This is a genomic window from Comamonas testosteroni (assembly GCF_014076415.1).
GTDB lineage: Bacteria > Pseudomonadota > Gammaproteobacteria > Burkholderiales > Burkholderiaceae_C > Comamonas > Comamonas testosteroni_F.
Genome location: NZ_CP043568.1, coordinates 4,391,843 through 4,406,509 on the forward strand (window position 1 = coordinate 4,391,843; position 14,667 = coordinate 4,406,509).

At 61.6% G+C, this 14,667-nt stretch carries 10 protein-coding genes and 1 riboswitch; of the genes, 5 read left to right on the plus strand and 5 right to left on the minus strand.

The genetic code is table 11. The features are described from left to right. Nucleotides 1-305 precede the first annotated feature (305 nt). Both F0P97_RS20215 and F0P97_RS20220 read left to right on the plus strand, forming a co-directional pair. A complete protein-coding gene (locus tag F0P97_RS20215; RefSeq protein WP_182283695.1) occupies nt 306-1,514 on the plus strand; it encodes an ABC transporter substrate-binding protein in 1,209 nt (402 codons plus the stop codon). A 537-nt stretch (nt 1,515-2,051) separates the two neighbouring features. Further along, the gene (locus F0P97_RS20220) at nt 2,052-4,901 is read left to right on the plus strand and encodes an ImpA family metalloprotease (RefSeq protein WP_182283696.1); all 2,850 of its coding nucleotides are present in this window, start codon (nt 2,052-2,054) and stop codon (nt 4,899-4,901) included. Between the two features lie 110 nt (nt 4,902-5,011). Here the strand turns inward: F0P97_RS20220 and thiC are convergent, their stop codons facing one another. Both thiC and F0P97_RS20230 read right to left on the minus strand, forming a co-directional pair. Next, complete coding sequence (thiC, locus tag F0P97_RS20225; RefSeq protein ID WP_182283697.1) at nt 5,012-6,955, minus strand: phosphomethylpyrimidine synthase ThiC; 1,944 nt, start codon at nt 6,953-6,955, stop codon at nt 5,012-5,014. Nucleotides 6,956-7,213: 258 nt separating this feature from the next. After that, a riboswitch (TPP riboswitch) is annotated at nt 7,214-7,330 on the minus strand. Between the two features lie 69 nt (nt 7,331-7,399). After that, entirely contained in the window at nt 7,400-8,071 is a 672-nt protein-coding gene (locus F0P97_RS20230; protein WP_182283698.1) for a nitroreductase, read from the minus strand. A gap of 181 nt (nt 8,072-8,252) precedes the next feature. On the opposite strand from F0P97_RS20230, the gene F0P97_RS20235 reads away from it, so the two are divergent. Next, nucleotides 8,253-9,473, plus strand: a complete 1,221-nt coding sequence (locus F0P97_RS20235) for an ABC transporter substrate-binding protein (RefSeq protein WP_182283699.1) — start codon at nt 8,253-8,255, stop codon at nt 9,471-9,473. 133 nt (nt 9,474-9,606) lie between these two features. Here F0P97_RS20235 and F0P97_RS20240 read toward each other — a convergent pair whose 3' ends face one another. From F0P97_RS20240 to F0P97_RS20250, 3 genes are all read right to left on the minus strand, one after another. Continuing rightward, on the minus strand, nt 9,607-10,266 hold the full coding sequence (locus tag F0P97_RS20240; protein ID WP_182287268.1) for a nitroreductase: 660 nt from the start codon (nt 10,264-10,266) through the stop codon (nt 9,607-9,609). 165 nt (nt 10,267-10,431) lie between these two features. After that, nucleotides 10,432-11,268: a serine O-acetyltransferase gene (gene cysE / locus F0P97_RS20245; protein ID WP_182283700.1), complete on the minus strand. Its 837-nt coding sequence runs from the start codon at nt 11,266-11,268 to the stop codon at nt 10,432-10,434. Nucleotides 11,269-11,304: 36 nt separating this feature from the next. Beyond that, nucleotides 11,305-12,105: an RNA methyltransferase gene (locus F0P97_RS20250; RefSeq protein WP_182283701.1), complete on the minus strand. Its 801-nt coding sequence runs from the start codon at nt 12,103-12,105 to the stop codon at nt 11,305-11,307. 257 nt (nt 12,106-12,362) lie between these two features. On the opposite strand from F0P97_RS20250, the gene F0P97_RS20255 reads away from it, so the two are divergent. Together F0P97_RS20255 and F0P97_RS20260 are read left to right on the plus strand one after the other, a co-directional pair. Beyond that, a complete protein-coding gene (locus F0P97_RS20255; RefSeq protein WP_034380124.1) occupies nt 12,363-13,283 on the plus strand; it encodes an inositol monophosphatase family protein in 921 nt (306 codons plus the stop codon). Nucleotides 13,284-13,467: 184 nt separating this feature from the next. Continuing rightward, complete coding sequence (locus F0P97_RS20260; RefSeq protein WP_182283702.1) at nt 13,468-14,541, plus strand: sterol desaturase family protein; 1,074 nt, start codon at nt 13,468-13,470, stop codon at nt 14,539-14,541. Nucleotides 14,542-14,667: the final 126 nt, after the last annotated feature.

Here is a 14,667-nt window from a genome sequence, read left to right on the forward strand (position 1 = left end):
CTTTTTTCATGGCACGGACGCGGCCTGAATCTCCAGGATTTCTCTCTGCGGAAGCTATCAAAATAAAAGCTAATTGCGCTCTTCATTCATGCATTTCAGACTTAAAACCATCTGAAACCAAACAATGACAGTCGTAAACAGCTATTGAATTAACCGAAGTCCTTGGGATTTCCCGCAAGTGCTTGCCCCGATGCCAGACGCAATCGCCGCCCCTAGCATGTTTGCTGCGATGCAGCGACGGCGGCCACCCGCCGACCGGACGCTGCACGCCCTCTCCACATTTCTCATAATTTTCAGGAGACTCCATGCATCGCTTGTCCCAGTCTGCGCCCACTGCTTCCCTGCTGGCTCTCGCCCTGACGGCGGCCTTCGCGGCTCCCGCCATGGCACAGGAAAAAGTCAAGATCGGCTTCATCACCGACATGTCCAGCCTTTATGCCGATGTGGAAGGCAAGAACGGTGCCGTTGCCATACAGATGGCAATTGACGACTTTGGCGGCAAGGTGCTGGGCAAGCCCATCGAGCTGCTCACGGCCGACCACCAGAACAAGGCCGATATCGCGGCCAGCAAGGCCCGCGAATGGATAGACACGCAAGGCATCAGCCTGGTGTTCGGCGGCACCAACTCCGCCACGGCCCTGGCCATGGCCAAGGTCGCCCAGGAGAAGAAGCGCGTCTTTATCGACAATGGCGCGGGCAGCTCGGCCCTGACCAATGAGCAGTGCAGCCCCTATACCGTGCACTACGCTTTCGATACCGTGGCCCTGGCCAAGGGCACGGGCGGCGCCGTGGTGGACACGGGCGGCAAGAGCTGGTTCTTCGTGACGGCCGACTATGCCTTCGGCCATGCCCTGGAAGCCGACACCAGCAAGATCATCGAAGCGCGCGGCGGCAAGGTGCTGGGCTCGGTCAAGACGCCACTCAACGCCAGCGACTTCTCCAGCTTCATGCTGCAGGCACAGAACAGCAAGGCGCAGATTCTGGGCCTGGCCAATGCGGGCGGAGACACCATCAACTCCATCAAGGCGGCCAAGGAGTTCGGCGTCACCAAGAACATGAAGCTGGCCGGCCTGCTGGTCTTCTTCAGCGACATCCACAGCCTGGGCCTGAAGAACACCGAAGGCATGCAGTTCACCGCCCCCTGGTACTGGGACATGAACGATGGCTCGCGCAAGTTTGCCGATGCCTTCATGGCCAAGACCCAGCGCCGCCCCAGCGAGATCCAGGCCGCCGACTACTCGGCCACCATGAACTACCTCAAGGCCGTGGAAAAAGCCGGCACGCTGGATGCCGACAAGGTCATGGCCACCTTGAAGAGCACCAAGATCGACGACTTCTTCGGCCAGGGCTACATCCGCGAAGACGGCCGCTATGTGCACGATATGTACCTGATGCAGGTCAAGTCGCCAGCGGAATCCAAGGGCACCTGGGACTATTACAAGATCATCAAGAAACTGCCTGCCGATCAGATCTGGACCACCAAGGCGGAAAGCAAATGCCAGTACTGGCGATAAAGCCGATTGCACGGGCAGAACAAGATGGGAGCTCAGGCTCCCATTTCTTTCCCACCATGAGCAGCGCGATCAGCAGGCCAGGATTGCCCCCTAGCCCTGAAACCAGCGCACGCAAAGTATCCAACCAGCGAATTACTCACATATTTAAAACATAAATTACAAAATAAAACATATAGATTTCTCATTCTGTTCTTTAGCTATTTATTTGATAGCTTCAGATGCTCTGCAGTCATCGCATTTATTTAATTTTTATCAGTAAAATTAATACCATACTCAGAACGCAGAAGTCATTATCAAAACACCTGAATGTGTTTTATTTCGTGGTCTAGGCTTGTGCTGCGTCAATAACTGTCTGCTGCGCCATCCCGGGGTCGGGGCAATCTCCATGAGCCATGATTCATGACGCTCTCGGGCAAGGCTACACTGCGCCGCGCTTTATCGGCTTTACGCCTGTCTCACTACCTAAAAGAAGGTAGTTTTCTTGACCCGTAATAACGCAGCAAGACTGCAAGTTACGGCGCCCTGACCTCCAAACTCATGTTTCCTCGCTGGACTCTGACTCTCCTGGCAAGCCTTGCCCTGACCGCCTGCGGCGGTGGTTCTGGTGATTCCTCACCCTCCACGCCCCCCGTCACCGAAACCCCTGTACAACCCGGCACTCCGGGCGTCACGCCTCCCGAGGTCGCACCTCCTGAAGTCGATCCGCCTGCGGTGCTGCCACCGACCACCGAGCCGCCTACCAGCAGCCGCATAGAACAGGCATTGCTTGCCGGCGACAGCCACCTGCTGCAGGCCGAAGATCAAACGGAGCTGCTGCAATCGGCCACGCAGCTGATCCAGCAAACCCGGCTGCAGCAGCAAAGACTGCTCGCCCAGTTGCTGGACGACAGCACTGCCGCAGCCCTGGACTTCGGCAACAACAGCCAACGCGTCAGCCCATTGCTATCGACCAGCGCCAGCCCGCTGCTGGTGGCCAACAACGGCAATGTGCTGGCCAGCATGGCAACGGCCCAGAATGGCCGCGCCCTGGCCTATGGCAAAGACCTGATGGGACAGCTGGCCACGGCCTCGGGCGCCAATCAGGCGCAGTTGCCTCTGTTCAGGCGCAGCTTCACCTGGCTTGCCACCGGCAAGGCGCAAGGCCCGCTGCCGGCCACGCTGCGCATGGCGGCGCAGAACTACAGCCAGGCCTCGGTCACGAATCTGGTCGCACGCCTGGGCAGCAAGGCCGAGATGGTGAACTGCGCCATCACCGACCCCGCCAACCGCTGCTGGGAAAGCATCGATGTCTTTGTCTTCGGCCAGGACACACCTTTCTCGGCTTCGCTGAGCAACCAGGTCAGCCGCTACCTGCAGGCCGGCAAGGGAGTGATCTATCTGCACAGCAACTGGGGCGACTCGGCCGGCGGCCGGCAGGTGCTTCAGGCCATGGGCATGGAGCTGGGCGGCTACGCCGGCAATTACTGGGCGCCGGCCGACGGCTACCAGATCGGCGGCAGGACCGCTGCCCAGCAGCGCCAGGCGGCCGACAGACTGGGGGCGCATGAGGCCGCGCTGGCAGCCCTGAAAAACGGCAGCAGTGCCGACTTCTCTACGGACACCAGCCTGATCAGCGCTCTCGACGGCATCCGCAACGATCTGCTGGGCCAGGAAGGCCAGGGGATCAACCTGTTTGCCGACAGCTACTACCTCAAGCCCTATATGGCCGCGCATCGCCGCCTGGTGCTCTGGGCCGATCTGGCACGCCGGCAGGTGGACTATGCCCGGGTGCGACGCTCCGATGCCAGCACCTTTTTGCGCACCATGGCGGCCGACACGCTGAGCTATGCCGTGCGCGAGCATGAAAGCACGCCGCTGAATTTTGCAGACTGGATGCCCAAGGCCTCGACCAGCCTGGCCACCAGCGACAGCTGGGAAACCATCGAGGTCACCATTGCCCAGGCCGATGGCCGCACGGCCATCGGCCGCGGCGCCGTGCCGGGCAAGACCGTGCAGGTGCAGATCGTGGATGCCGCAGATGCGGGACTGGCGCTGCGGGTGGGCAATATCCGCACGCGCGGCAATCCCCTGGCGCAGGAAAACTACACCAGGCCGCGCTTTCCGGATGGGCACCAGGCGCGCCTGAACAAGGGCCAGACGCTGAGCTACACCACGGCCTGGGGCGGCCCGCTGTTTCTCAACTACTCGGGGGCCAAGGCCGGCAGCGTGGTCACGTTGCGCGTACGCGGCAGCGTCAAATACGCACATTTCGACTTCACGCGCAATCCTGGCGCACAGGAAATCGACGAGGCAGTGCAGGCGCTGCAACGCGGCGACTTTGGCTGGCAGACCTCCAAGATGGTGGGGGGCGAGGTGCAGCAGACCATTGGCTACGCCAAAAGCGCCATCGGCAGCCACTACCCGCGCACCTATGTCGTGGAGCGCCTCAAGGGCATGATCTTCGACAGCAACCACCTGGCCAACGGCTACAACAATATGAGCGCCAGCGCCAATGTGAACAATGTCTGCGCCATGCTGGGCTGGGATTGCAGCGGCAGCATCCAGCGCGCTCCGGGCGTGCAGCATTTTGTCGGCTGGCTGGCGGCCTGCGGCTTTCTGTGCTCGGGCAATCCTTCGGACGGCGCAGCAGGCCTGGCTCCCGGCTGGGGCTGGTGGCATGAGCTCGGACACAACACCGTGATGCGCCATATGACGCTGCTGACCGACACCGACGGCCAGGGCGGCAAGAACCCTGGCGGCGGCTGCCCCGTGGAATGCGACAACAACATCCTGGCCAATGCCAGTGCCCTGCGCCAGTACGCCATCACCAACGGTGCCGAGAACAACAGCGGCGAGCGCATCGACCATAAAAAGCTCTACCTGGACATCCAGGCGGCACGCGCCACGGGCAAGAGCGGCGACGCCTTGCAGGCCGATATGTTCCAGCGCTTCTGGACGGCTGCCAAAAAAAGCGACAACGCCATGCGTGCCGTGCACTTCCAGCTGGCCTTTATCTACACCAAGGAGCGTCTGGGCCAGGGCCAGCCACAGCCTGCCGATGTGATCGACTTCCTCGGCATGCTGGGCCGTGGCGAGCGTCTGATCTTCAACGATGCGTACTGGATTGCCAACAGGAATGCGCTGGGCATGGGCAGCTATACCAAGCGCGAGATCAGCAACCATGAACTGCTGTATGTGCTGTCCAGCCGCATCATCGGCCGTGACATGCGCCAGGTCTTTGCCCACTACGGCATTCCGCTCAGCAGCACTGCGCTGGACTCGATTGCCGCCCACGGCATGCCTCAGCTCAGCCCCGAGTTCTATGCCATGGTGCCCGGCCAAGGCAACCAACTGGAGCGCGGCCAGTGGCTGAACTTGGCAGGCGGCGTCCCCGCCTACCCCTTCTGATACTCGCGTATCTCGGCACAAAAAAAGGCAAGCCCTCAAGGCTTGCCTTTTGTATTTTGATAGCTATCAGCGCTTATCAGATAAGCGCCAGAGCCCTATTCAACCTTTAATCAACGCGCCGTGGTATCGGTCGAGGCGTTGACAATGGGGATATAGAAGTCGCCGCCCGCCTTGTTGAACTCGCCGGCCTTGGCCTGCATGCCTGCGACCAGTGCCTGCTCTTCGGCAATGCCCTTGGCGGCAGCAAAATCGCGCACTTCCTGGGTGATTTTCATGGAGCAGAACTTGGGTCCGCACATGGAGCAGAAATGGGCCACCTTGGCGCTGTCCTTGGGCAGGGTCTCGTCGTGGTAGGCCTGGGCCGTGTCGGGGTCCAGGCCCAGGTTGAACTGGTCCTGCCAGCGGAAGTCGAAGCGCGCCTGAGACAGCGCATCGTCACGCGAGCGCGCGCCCGGATGGCCCTTGGCGACATCGGCGGCATGGGCCGCAATCTTGTACGCGATGATGCCCTGCTTGACGTCGTCGCGGTCGGGCAGGCCCAGATGCTCCTTGGGCGTGACATAGCACAGCATGGCCGTGCCGAACCAGCCGATCATGGCCGCACCGATGGCCGAAGCGATATGGTCGTAGCCAGGGGCGATGTCTATGGTCAGCGGGCCTAGGGTGTAGAACGGAGCCTCGTGGCAGTGCTTGAGCTGCTCGGTCATGTTCTGCTGGATCATGTGCATGGGCACATGGCCCGGGCCTTCGATCATGGTCTGCACATCGTGCTTCCAGGCGATCTGCGTCAGCTCGCCCAGCGTGGCCAGTTCGGCAAACTGTGCTTCGTCGTTGGCGTCCGAAGCGCAGCCGGGACGCAGGCCGTCGCCCAGCGAGAAGCTGACGTCGTACTGCTTCATGATGTCGCAGATGTCTTCGAAATGCTCGTAGAGGAAGCTTTCGCGATGGTGGGCCATGCACCACTTGGCCATGATGGAGCCGCCACGCGAGACGATGCCGGTGCGACGCTGCGCCGTGAGGTGGATATAGGCCAGGCGCACCCCGGCGTGGATGGTGAAGTAGTCCACGCCCTGCTCTGCCTGCTCGATCAGCGTGTCGCGGAAGATGGGCCAGGTCAAGTCTTCGGCAATGCCGCCGACCTTCTCCAGCGCCTGGTAGATGGGCACGGTGCCGATGGGCACGGGCGAGTTGCGCACAATCCAGTCGCGTGTGGTGTGGATGTTCTTGCCGGTGGACAGATCCATGACATTGTCCGCACCCCAGCGAATGGCCCAGACCAGCTTTTCCACCTCTTCCTCGATGCTGGAGGTCACGGCCGAATTGCCGATGTTGGCGTTGATCTTGACCTTGAAATTGCGGCCTATGGCCATGGGCTCGATTTCAGGATGGTTGATATTGGCCGGAATGATGGCGCGGCCGCGCGCCACTTCGTCGCGCACGAATTCGGGTGTGATGATCTTCGGGATCGATGCGCCCAGGCTGTTGCCGGCCAGGCGCAGCTCGCGCGCCGCATCCTGCTGGTACTGCGCCATCCATTCGCGGCGGCCGTTCTCGCGCAGGGCCACATACTCCATCTCGGGCGTGATGATGCCGCGCTTGGCATAGTGCATCTGGGTCACGTTCTGGCCGGATTTGGCACGGCGTGGCTGGCGCTGCAGCGCGGCCGCCTCGGCACGCAGCTGGGCCACGCGCGCATCTTCCTCACCGCGCTTGCCGCCGTCGTCCAGCGCCACGCGCTGGCGACCCACATAGTATTCGCTGTCGCCGCGCGCTTCGATCCAGGCACCGCGCACACTGGGCAGGCCCTGGCGCACGTCGATCTGCACGGCGGGGTCGGTATAGGGGCCCGAGGTATCGTAGACGCTGACCTGCTCTCCATTGGTGAGCGCAATATCGCGCACCGGCACACGCAGCTGCGGATGCAGCGCGCCACTCAGATAGCTCTTGGTCGATGACGGAAACGGCTGGCGCGACTGGGCCAGCAGCTCGGCAAAACGAGCGGCATCGGGGGCATGGCCTGCAGCAGGCGTGAAAATGGAATCAGGGGCGTTCATCGCAGTCTCCTCAAAGCGGTTGAAATGCATCAAACGCTCCGTGGAGTGCGGCCCTGCTCTGATCTTGCCCTGCACTGGCCCGGTCCCGAATGGGTGTCCGGCCTATGCCGCTGAGTTCTGCAACTTCAGCCCTGACCTCCACGCACCGGGCTGCCCGAAAAAGACAAAACCCCAGTGCGCGAGGCGCCTGGGGTTTGCTGTGCCCATGGTTTTCAGGGCTGGCACTGATGCCGGCTGTCCTGTCCATCCATCGGCCCTGCGTCAGGGTCCCGCTCTTCTTCCGCCGGTATGAACCGGATCAAGTTCGTCGGGTTCGCCGCACTGTTTTCACAGTGACTGGCATCTCAGCGCTTTTGCACACCCCGGAGCTGTACGCAGTATAGGCTGGTTTTGCCGCAATTTGCGCACCATTGAAGCTGTTTAACTATCCTGACCCTCAAGCGCCTAATCCGCAGCCTCGTCTAGCCCTTTCAGCGCCAGCCATTCATGGCTGGCCGCACGGCTTGCGCGCCACTGGTTGATAGGTGCGCTGACATCCTCGTAGCCCAGGGCAATGCCAAAGGCAATCTGGTAGCCATCCGGCAATGCCAGCTGTTCGATCAGCATATCGTTGTACATGCGCCAGAAGCCCTGGGCACAAGTGGCCAGACCTTTTTCCACGGCCAGCAGCATGAAGGACTGCAGATAGATGCCCAGATCCACCCATTGCGCATAGCCCATGCGTTCCTCCACGGCCACAAAAATGCCTACGGGCGCACCGAACATCTGGCCGTTCTTGGCCAGCTGGGCCAGACGTGCAGCCTTGTCCTCGCGGCCGATATTGATTGCGCGGTACAGATCTTCTCCGTTTTCAAAGCGGCGACTGCGGTAGGGCTCCCACAAACCGGGTGGATAGGACAGGCCGGGGCGCTGCACGGCCTCGGTCTGCCTGGCCTTGGCGCACAGATCCTTGAGCGCCTGTCCGCCCACGGCGGTCACACGCCAGGGTTGCATATTGCCGCCGGACGGCGCCTGCGCGGCTGTCTCCAGCAAGTCCCGCACCGTGGCAGCAGCCACGGCCTGCGGCAGAAAAGCGCGCACCGAACGACGCTGCTGCAATGCTTGACGAATATCCATTTCTTCTTCTTTCCTAAATCGCTGCCCTGCAGTGTAAAAGCTTGCAGCATTTTCCCGAGTCGCCGCGGATACCTTGTCGCGGCCCCGGTGCTTGCCCTGATGGCGCGCCCTGCTCCAGCTGCGACCATGCTGGCTGCCCGTCGCAGTGACCGGGTACTCACCACCTCAGGAGATGACTCTGATGAAGCCTCGTTCTGTTTGCTCCGCTCCCGTTTTTTCCGCAAGAACATTGACGCTGGCACTGGGATGCCTGCTGACCGCTGCAGGCGCTCAGGCGCAGGACAGGATTCGCATCGGCTTCATCACCGATATGTCGGGCCTCTATGCCGATGTGGACGGCAAGGGCGGCGCCCTCGCCGTGCAGATGGCCGTGGACGACTTTGGCGGCAAGCTGCTGGGCAAGCCCGTCGAGGTACTGACGGCCGACCACCAGAACAAGGCCGATATCGCGGCCAGCAAGGCACGCGAGTGGTTCGACACCCAGGGCATGAACATGCTGATCGGCGGCACCACCTCCAGTGCCGGTCTGGCCATGGGCAAGGTGGCCGACGAGAAGAAAAAGGTCTACATCATCAACGGCGCGGGCACTTCGGCTCTGACCAACGATCAGTGCAGCCCCTATTTCGTGCACTATGCCTATGACACCGTGGCGCTGGCCAAGGGCACGGGTAAGGCAGTGGTGGAGCTGGGTGGCAAGAGCTGGTTCTTTCTGACGGCCGACTACGCCTTTGGCCAGGCGCTGGAGGCCGATACCACCCGCGTGGTCAATGCCGCTGGCGGCAAGGTGCTGGGCAGCGTCAGGCACCCGCTGAACACGGCCGACTTCTCCTCCTTCCTGCTGCAGGCCCAGAACTCCAAGGCCCAGATCCTGGGCCTGGCCAATGCAGGCGGCGACACCATCAATGCCATCAAGTCGGCACGCGAGTTCGGCCTGACCAAGACCATGAAGCTGGCTGGCCTGCTGCTGTTCAGCTCCGACATCCACAGCCTGGGCCTCAAAGCCACGGAAGGCCTGATGTTCACCGACAGCTGGCATTGGGACCTGAATCCCGAAAGCCGCAAGTTCTCGGATCGCTTCTTTGCCAAGTTCAAGAAGATGCCCACCTCGCTGCAGGCAGCCAACTACTCGGCAGCCATGCAGTATCTGAAGCTGGCCGAGAAGCTGGGCACTACGGATGCCGACAAGATCATAGCTGGCTTCAAGGCCACGCCGCTGTCGGACTTCTATGCCAAGGGCGTGATCCGCCCCGACGGCCGCTACGCTCACGACATGTATCTGCTGCAGGTCAAGGCGCCGGCCGAATCGAAGAAAGCCTGGGATTACTTCAAGGTGCTCAAGACCCTGCCCGGCGACCAGGTCTTCACCACCAAGGAAGAGAGCAAGTGCGCTCTGTGGAAGTAAGCGGCCGGTATTGAGAAAAAGAAGCCGGGCTGCCGCTCTGGCGCCCGGCTTCACCCCTGCGCTCCGGCATCTTGTCCCTTGCTACATGAAGAGAAGCACCCAGCGCTTATTCATCCTGGATTAAATCCAGTTTTCATTCAAAACCACGCATCTCGCACCAGTCCTCAAGCCCGGCCCGGGTGGAACGCCACTGATTGATGGGCGCGGCCACATCCTCATAACCCAGTGCCATGCCAAAAGCGATCTGGTAGCCCTGTGGCAGCGCCAGATGCCGGCTCACAAAATCGCTGTAATTGCGCCAGAAGCCCTGGGCGCAGGTGGCCAGTCCCCTTCCGGTCGCCAGCAGCATCAGCGATTGCAGATAGATTCCCAGATCCACCCACTGCGCATGCAGCATGCGGCTCTCGACGGCGACGAATACGCCCACAGGCGCGCCAAACATATGGGCGTTGCTGGCCAGCTGCAGCAGCCGCCCATTCCTGTCCTCACGCCCCACGCCTATGGAACGATAGAGATCCTCGCCGTTGTCAAAGCGGCGGCTGCGATAGGGCTCCCACAGCCGAGCCGGATAGACCTGGGCCGGATCGGAGTTGGGCGTCGCTGCAGGCATGGCCTGGCGCAGGGCTTGAAGGCTGCCCCCCGTCAGCGCCATCACGCGCCAGGGCTGGAGGTTGCCGCCGGAGGCCGCCTGTCCGGCCTGCGCCAGCAAATCCCTGACCAGCGCAGCATCCACCGTCCTTGGCAAAAAAGCACGCACCGAATGGCGCTGCTGCATGGCCTGTTCCACATTCATCATTGCTTGCCTCGGGTTTGAGTCGGCAAGCAGTCTCGGCCGGACAGGCAGGACTTTCACCCCTCAAATCGACTACGGGCAAGCACCATGAGAAAAGCCAACGACAGGCGTTGGCTCTCATGGCGGAACAGAAGCGTCAAGCGGTCCATGGACAAGCGCTTGGGTTTACTTACCCAGAATCTGATCGATCTTGTCCTTCTGGAATGCCTCGGGTCGTTCGGATTCGCAGGGCATACAGTCCTTGACATGGCCTTGAATCGAGAGCTTCTCGATAGCGGCCCACAACAGTGCAATCTGCTTTTCATGGCCGGCAGCGCCTTCGGACAGAGAGCGCATGGCCTGGGCCACGGGGTCGACTTCGGCCGTCACGCCATAGGCGGTGAAGCCGCTCTTGCCGCAATCTTCGTCGACCACGCCGGCCGCTTGCGTCTTGGCATCGACCTTGGGAGCCAGCTCATGCTCGGTCACATCGGCACTGTGCCCGGTCTTGCTGGGAATGATGCGCGCCGGAATGCCCACGGCCGTGGCACCTGCAGGCACGGGCTTGATGACCACCGCATTGCTGCCTATCTTGGCACCATCGCCTACCTCGAAGCCACCCAGCACCTTGGCGCCGGCACTGACCACCACGTTCTTGCCCAGGGTCGGGTGGCGCTTGGCGCCCTTGTAGAGCGAGGTACCGCCCAGGGTAACGCCGTGATAGATGGTGCAGCCATCGCCCACAACGGCAGTTTCGCCGATCACGACACCCATGCCGTGATCGATGAAGACCTCGCGACCGATGACGGCACCGGGGTGGATTTCAATGCCGGTGAACCAACGCCCCATATGCGAGATGAAGCGGCCCAGCCACTTGAAGCCATGCGTCCAGCACCAGTGCGCAGGGCGCTGCAGCCAGATGGCGTGCAGCCCCGGATAACAGGTGATGACCTCCCAGGTGCTGCGAGCCGCGGGGTCGCGGTCAAGAATGCACTGGATGTCGGAGCGCAGGCGATCAAGCATCAAATAACAACGTGAGGAATGTTTAGCTTGTGAAGTCTAGCGGGTTGGTGGCTGGCTCTGCAGCATGGCTTTGGCAACACCGCGAAGAATATGGATTTCTTCCTGGGTCAGCTGCGCGCGGTTGAAAAGCTGGTTAAGCCGGGGCATAAGCTTCTTGGGCGCTGCCGGGTCCAGAAAGCCGATATGGGCCAGGGCCTGCTCCCAGTGGCCCAGCATGCCCTGTACCTGGTCCATGTCGGCGCGATGTGCCTCGGGCGTGTGCTCCACCACGGGAAAGCCGCCCAGTGCCACGCGCCAGTCATAGGCAACGACCTGAATGGCCGAGCCCAGATTGAGCGAGCCGAACTGCGGGTTGGACGGAATCGACAGCGCCACATCGCAGCGGTAGACATCGTCGTTGCTCATGCCAAAGCGCTCGCAGCCGAACAGAAAGGCCACGCCTTTCTGGTTGCAGGCAGCATTGGGCGTGGGCTGGTTATCGGTCAGACCTGTGTCCTCCGAGGGTACAGAGCGTGCATCAAGCTCTCCTTTCAGGAGCAACTCGAAATGCTCGCGCGGCGTGCGTGTGGGCGGGCCGAAGTCGCGTGGCGTCATGGCCGTCGCGCACATATGGCTGATGCCGTCCAGGGCTTCCTCCAGGGTGTCGACCACGCGTGCCTTGTCCAGCACATCCAGTGCTCCGCTGGCACGCTGAATGGTTTCTTCCTTGCGCAGCACGTTCTTGTAGCGCGGGCGCACCAGCACCAGGTCGTCGAAGCCCATGGTCTTGAGCGCTCGGGCGGCCGCGCCCACATTGCCGGCATGGCTGGTTTCAATCAGTACGAATCGGGTTTTCATCAACGCAGAACAATGCAAAAGGCCCCACTTGTGGCCTTGATAAGACAGCAGACTACGCCACCTGTTCCCTCTCGCATCCGCAAGTGCCGCAGAGAAGACCTTCGGGTCGCCGGGACGAACGAGCAAAAAAAGTGCAGGCTGGGTAGAATTGCGCCCATTGTCGCCGCCCCGCATCGCCGGTCGCGGCTTCTACGTTCTTACCCGCGTAGTTCAGCCCAGTTTTGCTCCGGGCTGCATCGCCAACGCACTCACAATTTATGTCGAACTCCCTGCACCCCATGCTCAACGTGGCCATCAAGGCTGCTCGCGCCGCTGGCGCCCTCATCAACCGTGCCGCACTGGATGTGGAATCGGTGCGCGTTGCGCAAAAGCAGGTGAACGACTTTGTGACCGAGGTAGACCAGGCTGCGGAGCGCATCATCATCGAGACGCTGCTCAACGCCTACCCCCAGCATTCCATCCTGGCCGAAGAATCGGGCAGCGAGCACGGAGCCAAGAACTCCGACCATGTCTGGATCATCGATCCCCTGGACGGCACCACCAACTTCATCCACGGCTTCCCCGTGTACTGCGTGAGCATTGCCCTGGCCTACAAGGGCAAGATCGAGCACGCCGTGATCTATGACCCCAGCCGCAACGACCTGTTCACGGCCACCAAGGGGCGCGGTGCCTATCTGAACGAGCGCCGCATCCGTGTCTCCAAGCGCACTCAGCTGCGCGACTGCCTGATCTCCACAGGCTTCCCCTTCCGCCGTGGCGACAACTTCAAGCAATACATGCTGATGCTGGGTGAAGTCATGCAGCGCACCGCCGGCGTGCGTCGCCCCGGCTCTGCCGCCCTGGACCTGGCCTATGTGGCCGCCGGCTTTGCCGACGGTTTCTTTGAGTCCGGCCTGTCCATCTGGGACGTGGCTGCCGGCTCTCTGCTGGTCAGCGAAGCCGGTGGTCTGGTGGGTAACTTCACGGGTGAAGCCGACTTCCTGGAACAACGCGAAATCCTGGCCGCCAACCCACGCATCTATGGTTCGCTGATTCCCGTGCTGGGCAAGTTCAGCAAGTTCGCCACCGCTGGCGAAAAAGCGGCTGTGCGTCAGGCTGTCAAGACTGGCGAATTCGAAGCCCCCGCCGAAGAAGACACCGAGGCGGTGGCCGAAGAAGGCCAGAAGAACGCAGAATAAAAAAGGCGGTCGCCCCACGACTGTGCAAAGGGCCTGGTCCGATGGACTAGGCCCTTTTTATTGCCGCAGCGCAATCAACGCTTCTTGACCAAACACAAGAGGCAGACGTCAGGGTTTGCTGCTCTCCACAGAATCCACAAACTCCCGGTCCAGAATCTGCCCGACGACAAATGGGCGAAACAATATGATGGATTTCTTCAGCCAGCACTGGACGCTGGCCATTGACTGGGTATCCGTGCATGCGGTGACACCCGTGGTCAACGCACTCCATATTGCAGAGGCAGCGGGCGATCCGCGCGAGATTGCCGCCGGCATCCTGATCGCGCTGCTACAGCTGTTTCTCATTAGTGGCGTGATGCGGCCGCTGGAGAGCCTGATCCCGGCCGAACGCTGGGCCGACCGCCGACACACCACGGTGGATCGCAACTACACCCTGCTCATGCTGCTGGGCCTGTTTCCGCTGTTCAGCTTTCTGATCCTCATGCCGGTCGCCCATATGCTGGGCGGAGGCCCATCCACCTCGGAAGCCAGCGGCCTCAAGGCCTGGCTGCCCTGGTTTGAAGACCACCCCTATGTATTGTTTGCCGTGTACTACGTGGTCTACGACCTCACGTATTACTGGATGCATCGCGCTCAGCACGTCATTCCCTGGTGGTGGGCCATGCACAGCATGCACCACAGCCAGCGCCAGATGAGCTGCTGGAGCAACGACCGCAGCAACTATCTGGACGGCATGCTGCAAAGCTTTGTGCTGGCCAGCGTGGGGTTGGCCATGGGCGTGGAGCCGTCCGAGTTCGCCATGCTGGGACTGCTCAGCGAGCTGGTGCAGAACTTCTCCCATGCCAATGTGGCGCTGCGCCTGGGCTGGCTGGGCACGGTGGGCGAACGCCTGCTGGTCGGCCCGCGTTTTCACCGCAACCACCATATGCTGCGCGATGCCGAGCGCCCCGAACGCCACAACTGCAACTTCGGCCAGGTCCTGCCCTGGTGGGATCAGTTGTTCGGCACCGCCCTCTATCACGACGAGGAGCTGCGCCCCACGGGCGTGAGCGACCCGGAAGTGGATGCCGACAACGAGCGCGGCCTGATCGCCATGCAGTGGTACACCCTGAAGCGCTTCTGGGGCGCGGTGAGCTGCCGCGCAGGCTGGCGGCTGGGCGATGTTTCCTTCGGCCCGGGCTATCGCCCCATTCATGACAGCGATCAAGGCTCTGGCTCTCAATCCGAGCAAGGCGTGCAGACAGCCTCTGCCAAATAGTTCAAAAAACAGCCATGCCCCCTGCTATTGGGCATCACGGATAATGCAGCATTCGGCGCCCGCCCAGCACCGGCGCAGCGCCCCCTGTATTGCATACCGCTGAAGCGATGACCCAGAAAAGCACAG

Excerpts from the sequence above, each read along its gene's own strand:
- F0P97_RS20260 (WP_182283702.1), top strand. The coding sequence starts at position 13,468 with ATGATGGATTTCTTCAGCCAGCACTGGACGCTGGCCATTGACTGGGTA.
- F0P97_RS20240 (WP_182287268.1), bottom strand. The coding sequence starts at position 10,266 with ATGAATGTGGAACAGGCCATGCAGCAGCGCCATTCGGTGCGTGCTTTT.
- F0P97_RS20235 (WP_182283699.1), top strand. The coding sequence starts at position 8,253 with ATGAAGCCTCGTTCTGTTTGCTCCGCTCCCGTTTTTTCCGCAAGAACA.
- F0P97_RS20220 (WP_182283696.1), top strand. The coding sequence starts at position 2,052 with ATGTTTCCTCGCTGGACTCTGACTCTCCTGGCAAGCCTTGCCCTGACC.
- thiC (WP_182283697.1), bottom strand. The coding sequence starts at position 6,955 with ATGAACGCCCCTGATTCCATTTTCACGCCTGCTGCAGGCCATGCCCCC.
- F0P97_RS20255 (WP_034380124.1), top strand. The coding sequence starts at position 12,363 with ATGTCGAACTCCCTGCACCCCATGCTCAACGTGGCCATCAAGGCTGCT.
- F0P97_RS20215 (WP_182283695.1), top strand. The coding sequence starts at position 306 with ATGCATCGCTTGTCCCAGTCTGCGCCCACTGCTTCCCTGCTGGCTCTC.
- cysE (WP_182283700.1), bottom strand. The coding sequence starts at position 11,268 with ATGCTTGATCGCCTGCGCTCCGACATCCAGTGCATTCTTGACCGCGAC.
- F0P97_RS20230 (WP_182283698.1), bottom strand. The coding sequence starts at position 8,071 with ATGGATATTCGTCAAGCATTGCAGCAGCGTCGTTCGGTGCGCGCTTTT.
- F0P97_RS20250 (WP_182283701.1), bottom strand. The coding sequence starts at position 12,105 with ATGAAAACCCGATTCGTACTGATTGAAACCAGCCATGCCGGCAATGTG.